This window comes from Sphingobium sp. FW306-1B-F04DB, from assembly GCF_058781925.1.
On sequence record NZ_JBYSXE010000001.1, the window covers coordinates 176,407 to 189,773 of the forward strand.

Consider the following 13,367-nt stretch of genomic DNA (forward strand, 5'->3'; position numbering starts at 1 on the left):
GCCGCTTCAGTCGCCGCGCATGAAGGCCTGGAGGCGCGGCACCATGAAATCGAGGAAGAGGCGAATACGCTGTGGCATCCGCTGACCGCCAAGGTAAAGCGCGTGAACCTCTTCCTCGTCGCCATGTCCTGCATCCCCAAGGACTTCAACCAGCCGTCCCTCGGCGATATCCTCGCGAACGTGAAAATCCCCAAGGCGCGCCAGCCCCATGCCGGCCAGCGCCAGCCTCCGGACGGTTTCGCCATTATTGGCGAGAAGATTGCCACCGACCATGCGGTCGACGATCCGCCCGGCTTCCCGGAGCGGCCACACGGGGGCGGCCCGCCTGAAATTGAATCCCAGGCAATTATGGTGGTCGAGGTCCTCAATCGCGACCGGAACACCATGCGCTTCGAGATAGGCAGGCGAGGCGACGATCCTCCGGCTTGCGACGCCGATCTTGCGGGCGAGCAGGTTGCTGTCGGTGAGCGCTCCCACCCGGAACGCGATGTCGGTCCGGTCGAGATAGAGGTCGACGATCTCGTCGGACAGTGACAGATCGACGACGACGTTCGGATAGGTCCGCCAGAAGTCGGGCAGATGGGGCTCGATCCCCAGCACGCCGAATGCCACGGATGCGTTGACGCGCACCGTTCCTCCCGCTCCGCCCGCACCCCGGCTAATTTCGCGCTCGATATCGTCGAGATCGGCAAGAAGGGCGCCGCTGCGTTCATAGAAGAGCCGCCCTTCGTCGGTCAGCGACAGCCGCCGGGTCGATCGTTCGACCAGCCGCACGCCCAGCCGATCCTCCATGCGGCCGATGAGCTTGCTCACCGTCGATGGCGTCATCAAGAGCTGCCTTGCCGCTTCGGAAAAGCTGCCGGCCTCTACGACCCTGACGAACACCTGCATTTCGCCAGCGCGATTGTCCATGAAGTTCCTATCTGTGAATCAGCTGATCTGTGAATTTGCCTCCAAGATTATGTGGAGCGCGAGCCAATTATCAAGGCGTGTCCGAACGGTCATCTAGCAATCCAGAGCGGCATCGACGCCGCGGCACAGGAATAGATGATGACTGGTTCCGCCTCCTCCTCGCTCGACAGGGTACGTATCCCCGGCCAGATCACGCTGGGGATCGAGTTGCCGCTGGACAATGACTGGTCGCCTGCGGGCGAAGCCCGTCGGATCGCCGATGGCCGCCCGGGCGGCGTGCCGGACCTGACGCGCCATGTCGAGCTCGTGCGCAAGGTTGACGCGCAGGGATTTGCGGCCGTTTGGATGCGTGACGTTCCCGTTTTCGACAGCGTCCGGATGGGCGACGCCGGCTCGGTCTATGACGTGTTCGCGCATCTGGGCTTTCTGGCCGGGATCACGAAGAATGTCGCGCTCGGTACCGCCGCCGTCGTGCTGCCCATCCGTCACCCGATGATGATCGCCAAGGCAGCAGCCAGCGTCGACGTGCTGTCGGGCGGGCGCTTGATCCTGGGCGTGGCCTCGGGTGACCGGCCGGTCGAGTATCCGCTGCTGGGCCTCGATTTCGAGTCCCGGGGCGAGCGCTTTCGTGAAGCCATTGCCTATATGCGCACTGCCTGGACGCCCGGCGGCCTGCCCGTGGGCCCGGACATGCGCGATCCCGCCCTCGACCTGCTGCCAAGGCCGGTCCGGTCCACCATTCCCATGGTGGTGGCGGGCCAGGCCCAGCAAAGCGACGACTGGATCTCGGCGAACATGGACGGCCGCTTCGTCTATCCGGGCTCGCTCGATCGCCTTGCCCAGCAGGCCTCGGCCTGGAAGGCGGCGAAGGGGAGGGGCGGTGCCTTCATCACCGCTTTCCATCTCGATCTTGCCGATGATCCGAAGACGCCGCTGCAGCCGTTCCGCTTCGGCGGACGCGTCGGTCGCAATGCCCTTATCGACCATCTGGAGCAGCTCCAGCAATTCGGCGTGGATCACCTCGCCGTCCTGCTGCGCCGTTCCGGGCGGCCGGTCGACGACGTTCTCGACGAGCTGGCAGGCGAGGTCCTCCCTCGGATCAATGTCCGTCCCATCCGCGCTGCCGCCTGAGCAGCATCCCCTCTCGTAGAAGGAGTAGAATCCATGTTTAATGTAAAGGCCCATGGCGCCTCGATACCGGCACTCGGTTTTGGTGTGTTCCGCATGTCCGACGAGGAAGTCGAGCGCATCGTCCCCGAGGCGCTTTCGGTCGGCTTCCGCCATTTCGACACCGCGCAGATCTATGCGAATGAAACCGCCCTCGGGCGCGCGCTCGCCAAGGCCGGCGTAAAGCGCGACGAGCTTTTCCTCACGACCAAGGTCTGGGTCGACAATTATGCGCCGGACAAGTTCGCCGCTTCGGTCGACGAAAGCCTCGAGAAGTTGCAGGTCGATCAGGTCGATCTGCTGCTGATCCACTGGCCCGGCGACAAGGTGCCCGTAGCAGCGCAGATCGAGATGCTGAACGCCGTCAAGGAGGCCGGCAAGACCCGTCATATCGGCGTCAGCAACCAGAATATCGCGCAGATGGATGAATCCGCGCGCCTGAGCAAGGCGCCGGTCGTGACCAACCAGGTCGAGATCCATCCCTATATCGACCAGTCCGCACTCCATGCAGCTGCCCGCAAGGCCGGGATCGCGCTCACCGCCTATTACGGCATGGCCGACGGCAAGGTCATCACCGACCCCGCGATCCAGGCGATCGCCGCCAAATATGGCAAGACGCCCGCTCAGGTCGTGCTGCGCTGGCTTGTCCAGCAGGATGGCGTGATCGCGCTTTCCAAGACCGCCAATGTCGCGCGCGTGGCGGAGAATTTCGCGATCTTCGATTTCACGCTCGAAGCAGCCGACATGGCCGCGCTCCATGCCTTTGCACGGCCCGATGGCCGGATCGTCAGCCCGGAAGGCCTCGCGCCGGTCTGGGATCGCTGAAGCAATTCTTGAAGGAAAGACATTCATAATGAGCAGATTATTCGAACGCTTTGCGATGGGCGGGCACGAACTCGCCAATCGTATCGCCATGGCCCCGCTGACGCGCTCGCGAGCCCGGCCTGGCAATATCCCGTCCGATCTCGCGCCGCTCTACTATAGCCAGCGCGCCGAGACCGGCCTGATCGTGACCGAAGGCACTGCCATCTCGCCGAGCGCAATCGGCTATCTCGACGTGCCGGGCCTCTGGACCGCCGAGCAGGTCGAGGCATGGAAGCCGGTCACAAAGGCAGTGCATGATCGCGGCGGCGTCATCTTCACCCAGCTCTGGCACGTCGGCCGGGTGAGCCATGTCTCGACCCAGCCCGGTCGCGCTGCGCCGGTGAGCTCGACCGCGCGCATCGCGGCGGACTCGCAGGCGTTCGGCCTTCGCGACGACGGCACGGCGGCGCTGGTCGATGTGTCCAAGCCCCGTGCGCTCACCACCGAGGAGGTCCGCGGCGTAACCGAAGACTTCGTTCGGGCCGCGCGCAACGCGATCGAGGCCGGTTTCGACGGCATCGAACTGCATGGCGCCAATGGCTATCTGATCGAGCAGTTCCTCAATCCGAACGTCAACGATCGCACCGATGCCTATCGCGGCGACACGCTCGAAGGCCGCAGCCGCTTCCTTCTCGAGACGCTCGATGCGGTCATTGCCGCGATCGGCGCCGAGCGTACGGCGGTTCGCCTGTCGCCCTATGGCCAGCTTTTCGACAACCCCGCTTATCCCGAGATCGAGGAAACCTACCTCTATCTCGCCGACGAATTCTCGCGTCGCGGCATCGCCTATGTCCATCTGATGGACCAGTCGACGCGTGGAAGCTCGGGGACCCCGGCCGACTTCCTCGCGAAGTTTCGTACGCACTTCAAGGGCCCCCTGATCCTTGCAGGCGGCATGACGCGCGAGCGCGCCGAGGCGATGATCGACGCCGGGACCATCGATATCGCGGCGTTCGGCGAGCCGTTCATCGCCAATCCCGATCTGGTGGCGAGGCTGCGCAATCGCTGGCCGATCGAGCGGTCCGACCACGCGATCCATTATGGCGGCGGTGCCCGCGGCTACACCGACTTTCCCGAATATTCTGCTGCAGGAGTGAGCGCATGAAGATCTTCGTAACCGGTGCGAGCGGCTATATCGGCGGCTCGGTCGCCGCGCTGCTCGCCAGCAAGGGGCATGAAGTCCGCGGCCTCGTTCGCACCGCGTCGAAAACGGATGGCGTTCGGGCCAAGGGCATCGAGCCCGTGATCGGGACGCTCGACGACGCCGAATTGCTGACCGCCGAAGCGGAGGCGGCCGATGCCGTCATCAACACCGCCGACAGCGATCATCAGGGCGCGGTCGAGGCGCTGCTTGCCGGCCTCGCCGGATCGGGCAAGCCCTTCATTCACACCAGCGGCACGAGCCTGGTCGGCGACGAAGCCATGGGCGAACCGTCGGACGCGATCTTCACCGAGGACACGCCGGTCAAGCCCGAGCCCGACAAGGAGCACCGCGTCGCGCTCAACAAGCTGATCATGGATGCGGCACCGGGCGTGCGGACCATCGTTCTTTGCAACAGCCTGATCTATGGCCACACCCTTGGCGCCCCGGCGCAGAGCGTTCAGATTCCGCCGCTGGTCGCACAGGCGAAGGAAAGCGGGATCGCCCGCTATATCGGCCGCGGCCTCAACATCTGGTCGAACGTCCATATCGCCGACATGGCCGATCTCTATCTGCTTGCCCTCGACAAGGCGCCCGCAGGCAGCTTCTATTATGTCGAAAATGGCGAAGCCGCGTTTGGTGATCTCGTCCGCGCAATCGCCAAGGCGCTCGGCCTCGGCGACGCGCAGAGTTGGCCCGCGGAAGACGCGGTGGCCAAATGGGGCAGGGAACTCGCCGTCTTCGCGCTCGGCTCAAACAGCCGGGTTCGCGCGGACAAGGCGCGTTCCGAGCTGGGATGGGCGCCCCAGCGCACCAGCGTCATCGACTGGGTCGAGAACGAGCTGGAGAAATAGCGGCCTCAACGGACGCGGCAACCTGAGGACGCCGCGTCCTTTCACCCCACGAGGGGCATGGGCGGCTCAGCCAACCTGCGCCACGGGCGGCTTTCTGAAGAGCAGATAGTCGCCCGTTTGCGAACCCTGCCGCAGAAGCGCTTTCCCGAGTTCGACCTGCGATGGTTCCCACTGCTCAAGCGCTGTGTCGATGTCCGCGCTGGACGCGAGCGCATCTGCGAGCGCCAGCGCGTTTGCGGCCGCCTTGGAGGAGCTGGCGGCGGTGTGCGGCCGGGGGATGGCCGCCGCATCGCCAAGCATGATGACGCGGCCATCGACCATATGGTCTGAAGCCAGATCCCGGATGATCTGCACAAAGGGTTCCTGCGTAGCCTTGACCGCCTCGCGGAACGGGCCGGGAAGCAAAGCATCCGCCTCGGCGTGCAGGATCGGAAGCCACCGGTCTGCCAGCATGCCTTCGGGAACTGCGGACGTCCGCTTCTGGCCGTCGCGGTCGATCAGGATGTCGTTCAGCAGCGTCTCTTCGGCGACGCGATACCATACCCAGTTGTAGAGCCGGTGCCCTGCACGCATGTCATTGGCGATACCGGGAACAAGATAGCCGAGGATGTGCGATCCGCGGTTATTGGCGAAGCCAAAATCGCCATGCAGCATCTCGCGAGACAGTGCAGGCATCGCGTCTTCCGGTATCAGGCCGCGCCAGGCGAGATAGCCGGCATATAGGGGGTTGGCCTGCGGCCAGACCAGGCCGCGAACCGTGGAGTTGCTCCCATCGGCCCCGATCAAGAGATCGCCGGTCGCCGTCGTTCCGTCGGCAAAGAGCGCTGAAACGGTCTTTGTCGCCCGATCCTGTCTAAGCTCAACCAACACCTTCCCCTGATGATATCGTTCTTCAGGGAAGGCGGATCGAAGGGTCGAATATATGAGCGACCAGGACGTCTGCGTCTGGGGTGACAATTCCTTCGACTGGATCGATCCGTCAGGCCGGAACACTGTCCGGAAGCGCGAGCGAACGCCGAGGCCGGCCGCCATCTCCACGCCGGTGCGGCGGATGACCTCGACCACGTCGGGCTGGAGGACGATTCCGCCACCTCGGCTGTCGAGATCGTGGGGAGAGCGTTCGAAGACCTCGACATCCCAGCCAGTGCGGAGCAACAGGTTGGCCGTGAAGAGGCCGGCGAGCGATCCGCCGATGACCAGCGCCCTGGGTTTGGGCGAAGCTGAGTTCATGACGCAACTCCTTTCAATGTGTCCGTCTGAGCTGCCGCCGGCGCGCGCGCTGCTTCATCGATGATCGCACCGCGGATCGTGTCGACCGGCTGAGCGCCGCTCAACGTGGTTTCGCCGATCTGGATATGGGGTACGCTGCGAATGCCGCGATCCTGGCTGAACAGTTCGAGCGCCCGGATATCCATCGCGCCCTCATCGCCTTCGAGAAAGGCCAGAACCTCTTCACGGTTCAGGCCGACGCCGGCCGCGATATCGGCAAGGACATCGCTATCGCCAATGTCCTTGCCTTCCGCGAAATAGGCTCGAAGGACTGCGGCCGCATAATCGGACTGCTTGCCGGCTCGGTGAGCGAGCAGCGAGAGCCGATGCGCACGACGGGTGTTGGGCGTCCGCGTAATTGCCGCATAGGCGAAGGGGATGCTGTCGGCTGCGCCGGCAGCGACGGTTCCTGCGTCGAGCGCCAGCGATCGCTCCCAACTGCCGAACTTGCCTGATCGATACGTCTTTCGGTCCATGCCGCCTGCCGGCATGTCCGGGTTCAGTTCGAAGGGAAGCCAAAGGATCTCGGCATCAATGCCGGCGGGCAGCCCTTCGATCGCCCGGGCCAGCCGCTGCTCGCCGATATAGCACCAGGGGCAGATGAAATCCGAAGTGACGGTGATTTTGACAGGTAGATTCATGACCGATCTCCATAATTGAGGGTGAAGATGGGTCAGACGGAAAACTTTGATAATAGAATGAAGAATGGTATCTGCGTTGCGTAACGCGCAACGGTGAACGATGGACGTATTCGCTTCCCTGAAGGCATTTCTCTCCGTCGCGGATGAAGGCGGCTTTGCGCCGGCCGCGCGCAAGGCGGGCGTCGCGACATCCTCGCTCACGCGCCAGGTCGATGCACTTGAGGAACATCTTACCGCCGTTCTCTTCAATCGATCGACACGCAGCGTGACGCTGACGCCCGCGGGCGAGAATTATTATGTTCAGGCAGCCCGTATCGTGGCCGATCTTGAGGAGGCTAATCGCAGCGTCTCCGAGCGCGAGGGGACGCCGCGAGGCCTGCTCCGCGTAAGCCTGCCCGTTGCGTTCGCAAGACTGCATGTCGCGCCGGTCGTCCCGGCGTTCCTGCGGGCCTGTCCGGAGGTCGAGCTTGAGATGGTCATGACCGACGAGGTCGTTAACCTGGTCGAGGACCGCATCGATGTCGCGATACGCCTTGGAAGCCTCGAATCCTCAAGCCTGATCGCACGGCGGCTGGCGCCGCACCGGCGGATTCTGTGCGCAAGCCCCGCCTATCTTGAGGAACGCGGCGAGCCCCTTTGCCCCTCTGATCTGGCGGCGCACGATTGCCTCACTTTCTCCTATGCGAGCGGCGACCGTACCTGGCGCTTCTCGCGCGATGGCAAGGACGAACTCGTCCGGGTCCGCGGCAAGCTGCGTGCCAATCATTCGGAAACATTGCGCGAAGTGGCACTTGCTGGCCTGGGGCTTCTGCTGATGCCAAGCTGGCTTGTTGGACCAGATATCGCAGCCGGCACGCTTCGCCCGCTCCTGACGGGCTGGGAAGCGAATATCGGGAAGGCAGCCGTTTCGCCCGACGCCGGCATATATGCGGTCTATCAGTCCGACCGGCGCACATCGGCGAAGCTGCGCGCATTTATCGACTTCCTCGAGGCGAGCTTCGGCACTCCGCCTTATTGGGACCGGCGCGAGCCGAGCGAAGCGATCGTCTGAAGTTCGCGGGCGGCGCGCTCCCATTCGTCGGGCGTATCGAAGTCGACGCCCCCGGCGCGATCGAATGAGACAGGCCGCGCTCAGGCGCTTCATTGTTCACACGGCAGAAGCCCGGCCACTCCATCTTAGTCGGCCCCGTCACTACAAAACGAAGATCGAGGGAGAGCGCCATCAGCGTATGTGCGGCGTGCCGGCCGAGGGGTAATGATCCCAAGGGCGCCGAAAGCTTGTCCGCAACACCGAAGCGCGTTGAACGTCCCGCGGCAAGCAGGATGACCGCGGTCCTCATCCCATTATCTCGAAGAGGCCAGGCGTCGCGCGGCGAGCTCTTATCTTTGCGCCATATGCAACGGTGACCGCAGTTATTGCCGGATTATCACCGCGAGGGTGACAGGCCATATCCCCCTCCGATGCAGGAGCGCGACACGCGCCAGACTGGAGAAATGCGATGCAACCAGATCTTTTCACGCCGCTCAGGATTGGCGGCCTCGAACTTCCAAACCGGATCCTCATGGCTCCGCTGACCCGATCGCGGGCAGGCGAGGGCAATGTCCCCAATGATCTCAATGTCGAATATTACCGACAGCGCGCAGGCGCTGGCCTCATCATTACCGAGGCCACGCAAATATCGCAGCAGGGGCAGGGCTATGCCTGGACGCCTGGCATCCACAGCAGCGCCCAGATCAAGGGCTGGGCCAGGGTCGCCGAGGCAGTCCACGGCGCCGGCGGCCGCATCTTCATGCAGCTCTGGCATGTGGGCCGCGTTTCGCATCCCGTGTTTCAGCCGGGCGGCGCTCTTCCCGTCGCGCCGACGGCGATGCCCGTCCCCGGAAAGACCTTCATCATCGATGATGCTGGCAATGGCATCTGGAGCGACGTGCCGGTCCCGCAGGAGCTTGACGTCGACGGTATCAGAGCGATTGTGGCGGACTATGCACGGGCAGCAAGGAACGCGATCCTCGCGGGCATGGATGGCGTCGAGATTCACGCGGCCAACGGCTATCTCATCGACCAGTTCATCAACAGCAACAGCAACCACCGAAGCGACGCCTATGGCGGCGCGATCGAAAACCGTGCGCGCTTCCTGCTCGAGGTCGTCGATGCGGTGACTGCGGCGATCGGCAGCAGCCGCGTTGCCGTTCGGCTGACCCCGATGGGCCGGTTCATGGGCATGGGAGACGACACGCCCGAGGAGACCTTCGGCTACATCACGGCCGAACTCAACGAGCGCGATCTTGCCTATCTCCATGTCGTCGAACCTTCGACACTGGGTATCGAAACCGACAGCCAATATGATCCTCGCTGGGATGCGATCGTTCACCAGATGCGCCGCATCTACGATGGAACGCTGATCCTGGCCGGCGGCTATGATCGTGCGAGTGCCGACCGGGCCCTGTTGGACGATCGCGGCGATGCTGTCGCTTTCGGCAAGCTCTTCATCGCCAATCCCGATCTTCCGCGACGCTTCGCGCTCGGCGCACCGCTCAACGAGCCGCAGCGCGACAGCTTTTTCGGAGGCGACGCCCGGGGCTATAGCGACTATCCCGCGCTTGCCGCGGGCAGCGAACTGGCTGCGTAAGAACAGGGAAGGGCGCCTGCCTCTCGGCGGGCGTCCTTCCACGCCAATGTTCTTGCGATATCGCTCGGTCGCTACTGGAGCCGTGAACTCAGACGATTTCATTCCTGAGAAGGCCAATGCCCTCGATCTCGACTTCGCAGATGTCGCCGGGCTTCATCCAGAGGGGCGGCTTGCGGGCAAAGCCCACACCCGCCGGGGTTCCGGTCACGATCACGTCGCCTGGCGCAAGCGTGATTGCCTCGCTCAGCAGCGCAATGAGTTCGGCGATGTCGAAGATCATGTCGTCGGTCGAGGCATCCTGTACGACCACACCGTTCAGTCGTGTCTGGAGCCGCAGACCTTTCGCACCCGGCGCAAGCGCCGCCGCCGGGACGAAACAGGGGCCAAACGCGCCCGTCCCGTCGAAATTCTTGCCCATCGTCCATTGCGGCGTCCGGAACTGATAGTCGCGAACCGAGCCGTCGTTGAAAATCGAATAGCCCGCAACATGGAGCAGCGCTTCTTCGCGGGGGATCGTTCGGCCGCCCATGCCGATGACGGCGACGAGCTCACCCTCGAAGTCGAATTGTTCCGATTGGGGCGGACGGGCCATCGGAGCGCCATGTGCGAGCAGGCTCGACGCGAAACGCGCGAATATCGTGGGATAGGTCGGGACCTCAAAATTGCCTTCGGCGGCATGGTCCACATAGTTGAGGCCGACACAGATGATCTTCCCGGGGTTAGGCAAAACCGGCAATATCCGGACCACGTCGATGTCGATGGGCGTTGCCGCATGAAACGCGCTCCCGATCGCCATGAGGTCGGCTCCCTCGGCGATCAGGTCGGGGAGGTCGCCAGGAAATGGCCCGTCCTCGCTCCACAAGGCGCGATAGCCATCGCCGGTGTTGACCGCGAGCCCGCGTCCCCGCTGGTCCTCGAAACGAACGATCTGCATCTGAATTCTCCTGTCTGGCCTTCAGGCCCAATTGACCTTCTTCGAGGTTCGACCAGTCCCCGGATTCATGCTGTTGGTCGGGTCGAGCTCGCGATAGTGCCGCTCGAGCGAGGGCTTGGCGGCATAGAGATGTCCGACATTGTGCTCGGCTGGATATTCGGCGCCGCGCGCGTCGAGCAGCGCGAACATCGCATGCTCGAACGCCACCGGATCATGCCCCGCCTTCACCAGATAGTCGCGGTGGAAGACGTGGCAGAAGAAATGCCCGCAATAGCTCACGCCAACGATCTGATCCGACAGTTCGTCGGGGAGTTTCTCATCCCAGTCGTCGTCATTGCGGCGCAGCGCAACGTCGAGTGCGACAATGTCGGATATCTGGCTGCGGTGGAGCGCGCGATAGCGGATGGATGCACCGGCCACCGCGAAGCGATGGAGAAAGGCCTTGTCTCCCTCATCGCGGGTGCACTCGAAGAAGTCGCCGGTCGCGGTGGGGAAAATCTTCGACAAGAAATCGCGCGCTTCCCGCACCCCTGAGCCACCCATTTTGAGGATCAGGTGATGCTCGTAGCGTCGGCCATAGTCCCGCATGCGCTTAGGCAGGTGCCGCGGCAGGAGCGAGACAGCCGCCTGAATGACGCGATCGGACAGGTCGTGCGGTGCAAAGCGGAGCCTTGCGCAGAAGGCGTCGAACCGTGATTTCAGCGAAAAGAGCACAGGAAGCTGCTTTGCGCCAAGATGGCGGATCGCCAGAAACGTATCCTTGCCATAGCGCTCGGTCAGCCTGAAGGCTGAGCGGTGGATATATTCGCCCTGGATCGGCAGGGAGCTGAAATGGGTGAGGATGGTCCTCCGGATGGCGCTGAGTTCGACCGGATCATTCGATCCGATGTAGAAATCGGCGATCTCGCGCTCGCGAGGGAATGTATCCAGACGCACTGCAAAAACGATGACGCGTCCGCCGCTTCCTGCCGCCTCGAAAAGATGGCGCGCGTCATTGTTGAACCGGGCCGGCGTGTCCGCGTCGACCTGGCGGACATGGTCCTGGTAGCTCTGATCGGAACAGACACGCCCCGCATCGTCGACCACGTCGTCCTCGGTGAAATCTCCGGCATCGAGGCGCGCGAGCATCATCTCCGGCTCCACTCCAAGGCTGACGCCGAGATGATTGATCAATCGAACGGTGCCGTCCGCCATGATCCGCGCGTAGAGAGCCATCTGGGTGTAAGCGGGACCCCGGTGGATCAGCGCGCCGCCCGAGTTGTTGCAGATGCCGCCGAGCACCGAGGCGCCGATGCAGGACGAGCCGATCCGCGAGTGAGGTTCCCGGCCGACTTTCGTGACAATCTCCTCCAGTTCGAACAGACGTGACCCAGGCATGCACAGGACCTGGGTGCCCTTCCGAATGAGGTGAATTCCCTGAATCCGGACGGTGCTGATGATGACGATCTCGCGATCATAATCGTCGCCGTCCGGCGTCGATCCGCCGGTCAGCCCGGTATTCGCCGCCTGCATGATAATGATGACGCCGGCGCGAGCGCATGCATTGACGGTGCGCCATAGTTCAACAAGACTGGCAGGCTGCGCGACCGCCCGGGCTTTCCCGACGCCGAAACGGAAGCCGGTGCGGTAACGCCTCGTCTTCCGGTCGCCGGTCAGCAGGTGCCGCTTTCCGACGATCTGTTCGAGTTCGCTCACAAGGTCAGTCGGGCTGACAGGGGTGTGCGGCAAGGCGGGAGCCGATGCCAGGCGGAAATCCATCGCCTCAGCCCTGCCAGCCCTGGAGAAACTCGAGGAGGAGCGCGTTCACAGCCTCCGGCCGCTCCTCATGCGGAAGATGCCCGCACCGCTCGATCGGGACGGCCTTCAGATTGTCCGCCATCTCGCCCCATACCTTGGGCATGTCGAACATCTTGCCGACGGCGCCGAAATCGGCTCCCCAAAGCGCAAGCGTCGGACAGGCAATCTTGACCTCGGCGTCTTCCTTATCCTGCGCGACATCTTCGGAGTTGGCTCGGTAATCGGCCATCGCGCCCCGGACGGCGCCCGGCGCGCGATAGGCGCGCACATAGGTGTCGAAGGCTTCGCCCGAGATCGCCGAGGGATCATAAGCCCAATCGGAAAAGAACCACCGCAGCCATTGCTCTTCCTTGCCGGCAATCAGCGTCTCGGGGAGATCAGGCACGAGGTGGAAGAGAAAGAACCAGTAGGCCTTGGCGATTTCGGCATTGATTTCGCGCGCCACGATCCTGGTCGGCACATTGTCCATCACGACCAGTCGATCGACCCGGTCCGGATAGTCCTTGGCGAACCTCGTTGCGACGCGCGCGCCGCGGTCGTGGCCGACCAGGGCGACACGTCCGATCTCGAGTTCGTCGAGCAGGCAAGCGATGTCCTTTGCCATCGTGCGCTTGTCGTAGCCCGAGGCGGGCTTGTCGGTTTCTCCATAGCCGCGCAGGTCCGGCGCGATGATCCGGAACAGTTCGCCAAGGACGGGGATCTGATAGCGCCATGCGTAGTTCGTTTCCGGAAAACCGTGCAGGAGAACCACCGGCGGTCCGGCACCCGCATCGATATAGTTCTGGCGAATTCCGTTCGCACGGACGGTGTGATTTGCGATTGCGATCATGCTCGGATCCGTTTTTCTGCGGGGCCGATACGTCCGGCCATCCTTCGCGCAACATTTAGGCAGACAGGCTTGCGGGCCGATTGGCTGGGACTGCGACCTTTTGTCCGTTCCTGCTCAAAGGCGGGCCGACCCGAACGACCCGGGCATTGAACCGCCTCAGTTCCGCTGCATCGCGTTCGAAGTCGACAATGACGCAAGATGCACGATCAAGATCGCCGCGAAGAATATCCAAGCCGCCACGCTATCCGCCAATATTCCGGACGCGACCGGTGCGATGGTCGCGGTCCACACGCCCTATCCGGGACGATGAGCGTCCTGGAGCGATTTGG

At 63.4% G+C, this 13,367-nt stretch carries 14 protein-coding genes; 7 read left to right on the plus strand and 7 right to left on the minus strand.

The window, feature by feature from the left end:
• Positions 1-6: 6 nt before the first annotated feature.
• Entirely contained in the window at positions 7-912 is a 906-nt protein-coding gene (locus AC3WJD_RS00840; protein WP_492743630.1) for a LysR family transcriptional regulator, read from the minus strand.
• 138 nt (positions 913-1,050) lie between these two features.
• On the opposite strand from AC3WJD_RS00840, the gene AC3WJD_RS00845 reads away from it, so the two are divergent.
• Genes AC3WJD_RS00845 through AC3WJD_RS00860 form a run of 4 tightly spaced genes read left to right on the plus strand, consistent with a single transcriptional unit; the run spans position 1,051 to position 4,938 of the window.
• Complete coding sequence (locus AC3WJD_RS00845) at positions 1,051-2,043, plus strand: TIGR03571 family LLM class oxidoreductase (RefSeq protein WP_492743632.1); 993 nt, start codon at positions 1,051-1,053, stop codon at positions 2,041-2,043.
• Positions 2,044-2,076: 33 nt separating this feature from the next.
• Complete coding sequence (locus AC3WJD_RS00850; protein WP_492743634.1) at positions 2,077-2,904, plus strand: aldo/keto reductase; 828 nt, start codon at positions 2,077-2,079, stop codon at positions 2,902-2,904.
• Between the two features lie 28 nt (positions 2,905-2,932).
• Complete coding sequence (locus AC3WJD_RS00855; protein WP_492743636.1) at positions 2,933-4,048, plus strand: alkene reductase; 1,116 nt, start codon at positions 2,933-2,935, stop codon at positions 4,046-4,048.
• Entirely contained in the window at positions 4,045-4,938 is an 894-nt protein-coding gene (locus AC3WJD_RS00860; protein WP_492743638.1) for an NAD-dependent epimerase/dehydratase family protein, read from the plus strand. Before AC3WJD_RS00855 ends, AC3WJD_RS00860 begins: the two co-directional genes overlap by 4 nt.
• 66 nt (positions 4,939-5,004) lie before the next feature.
• Here the strand turns inward: AC3WJD_RS00860 and AC3WJD_RS00865 are convergent, their stop codons facing one another.
• Both AC3WJD_RS00865 and AC3WJD_RS00870 read right to left on the minus strand, forming a co-directional pair.
• Positions 5,005-6,168, minus strand: coding sequence for an FAD binding domain-containing protein (locus AC3WJD_RS00865; protein ID WP_492743640.1), 1,164 nt, complete (start codon positions 6,166-6,168; stop codon positions 5,005-5,007).
• Positions 6,165-7,049, minus strand: coding sequence for a DsbA family oxidoreductase (locus AC3WJD_RS00870; protein ID WP_492743642.1), 885 nt, complete (start codon positions 7,047-7,049; stop codon positions 6,165-6,167). Before AC3WJD_RS00870 ends, AC3WJD_RS00865 begins: the two co-directional genes overlap by 4 nt.
• On the opposite strand from AC3WJD_RS00870, the gene AC3WJD_RS00875 reads away from it, so the two are divergent.
• Positions 6,949-7,899: a LysR family transcriptional regulator gene (locus tag AC3WJD_RS00875; protein WP_492743644.1), complete on the plus strand. Its 951-nt coding sequence runs from the start codon at positions 6,949-6,951 to the stop codon at positions 7,897-7,899. The genes AC3WJD_RS00870 and AC3WJD_RS00875 overlap by 101 nt on opposite strands.
• Here the strand turns inward: AC3WJD_RS00875 and AC3WJD_RS00880 are convergent.
• Positions 7,823-8,188 carry an NTP transferase domain-containing protein gene (locus tag AC3WJD_RS00880; RefSeq protein ID WP_492743646.1) on the minus strand — a complete coding sequence of 122 codons (366 nt, stop codon included), beginning with the start codon at positions 8,186-8,188 and terminating at the stop codon, positions 7,823-7,825. The two genes, AC3WJD_RS00875 and AC3WJD_RS00880, sit on opposite strands and share 77 nt — an antisense overlap.
• A gap of 159 nt (positions 8,189-8,347) precedes the next feature.
• Here AC3WJD_RS00880 and AC3WJD_RS00885 point away from each other — a divergent pair, with 159 nt between their 5' ends.
• Positions 8,348-9,478: an alkene reductase gene (locus tag AC3WJD_RS00885; RefSeq protein ID WP_492743648.1), complete on the plus strand. Its 1,131-nt coding sequence runs from the start codon at positions 8,348-8,350 to the stop codon at positions 9,476-9,478.
• 88 nt (positions 9,479-9,566) lie between these two features.
• Here the strand turns inward: AC3WJD_RS00885 and AC3WJD_RS00890 are convergent, their stop codons facing one another.
• Genes AC3WJD_RS00890 through AC3WJD_RS00900 form a run of 3 tightly spaced genes read right to left on the minus strand, consistent with a single transcriptional unit; the run spans position 9,567 to position 13,038 of the window.
• On the minus strand, positions 9,567-10,412 hold the full coding sequence (locus AC3WJD_RS00890; RefSeq protein WP_492743650.1) for a fumarylacetoacetate hydrolase family protein: 846 nt from the start codon (positions 10,410-10,412) through the stop codon (positions 9,567-9,569).
• A gap of 21 nt (positions 10,413-10,433) precedes the next feature.
• Positions 10,434-12,170: a D-lactate dehydrogenase gene (gene dld, locus AC3WJD_RS00895; RefSeq protein WP_492743652.1), complete on the minus strand. Its 1,737-nt coding sequence runs from the start codon at positions 12,168-12,170 to the stop codon at positions 10,434-10,436.
• Between the two features lie 4 nt (positions 12,171-12,174).
• Positions 12,175-13,038, minus strand: coding sequence for an alpha/beta fold hydrolase (locus AC3WJD_RS00900; protein WP_492743654.1), 864 nt, complete (start codon positions 13,036-13,038; stop codon positions 12,175-12,177).
• Here AC3WJD_RS00900 and AC3WJD_RS00905 point away from each other — a divergent pair.
• Positions 13,037-13,348, plus strand: a complete 312-nt coding sequence (locus AC3WJD_RS00905) for a hypothetical protein (RefSeq protein WP_492743656.1) — start codon at positions 13,037-13,039, stop codon at positions 13,346-13,348. The two genes, AC3WJD_RS00900 and AC3WJD_RS00905, sit on opposite strands and share 2 nt — an antisense overlap.
• The last annotated feature ends 19 nt before the right edge of the window (positions 13,349-13,367 follow it).

Bases quoted from the DNA above. Each gene is read 5' to 3' on its own strand.
- AC3WJD_RS00840 (WP_492743630.1), bottom strand. From the start codon at position 912: ATGGACAATCGCGCTGGCGAAATGCAGGTGTTCGTCAGGGTCGTAGAG.
- AC3WJD_RS00845 (WP_492743632.1), top strand. From the start codon at position 1,051: ATGACTGGTTCCGCCTCCTCCTCGCTCGACAGGGTACGTATCCCCGGC.
- AC3WJD_RS00850 (WP_492743634.1), top strand. From the start codon at position 2,077: ATGTTTAATGTAAAGGCCCATGGCGCCTCGATACCGGCACTCGGTTTT.
- AC3WJD_RS00855 (WP_492743636.1), top strand. From the start codon at position 2,933: ATGAGCAGATTATTCGAACGCTTTGCGATGGGCGGGCACGAACTCGCC.
- AC3WJD_RS00860 (WP_492743638.1), top strand. From the start codon at position 4,045: ATGAAGATCTTCGTAACCGGTGCGAGCGGCTATATCGGCGGCTCGGTC.
- AC3WJD_RS00865 (WP_492743640.1), bottom strand. From the start codon at position 6,168: ATGAACTCAGCTTCGCCCAAACCCAGGGCGCTGGTCATCGGCGGATCG.
- AC3WJD_RS00875 (WP_492743644.1), top strand. From the start codon at position 6,949: ATGGACGTATTCGCTTCCCTGAAGGCATTTCTCTCCGTCGCGGATGAA.
- AC3WJD_RS00880 (WP_492743646.1), bottom strand. From the start codon at position 8,188: ATGAGGACCGCGGTCATCCTGCTTGCCGCGGGACGTTCAACGCGCTTC.
- AC3WJD_RS00885 (WP_492743648.1), top strand. From the start codon at position 8,348: ATGCAACCAGATCTTTTCACGCCGCTCAGGATTGGCGGCCTCGAACTT.
- AC3WJD_RS00890 (WP_492743650.1), bottom strand. From the start codon at position 10,412: ATGCAGATCGTTCGTTTCGAGGACCAGCGGGGACGCGGGCTCGCGGTC.
- dld (WP_492743652.1), bottom strand. From the start codon at position 12,170: ATGGATTTCCGCCTGGCATCGGCTCCCGCCTTGCCGCACACCCCTGTC.
- AC3WJD_RS00905 (WP_492743656.1), top strand. From the start codon at position 13,037: ATGCTCGGATCCGTTTTTCTGCGGGGCCGATACGTCCGGCCATCCTTC.
- AC3WJD_RS00900 (WP_492743654.1), bottom strand. From the start codon at position 13,038: ATGATCGCAATCGCAAATCACACCGTCCGTGCGAACGGAATTCGCCAG.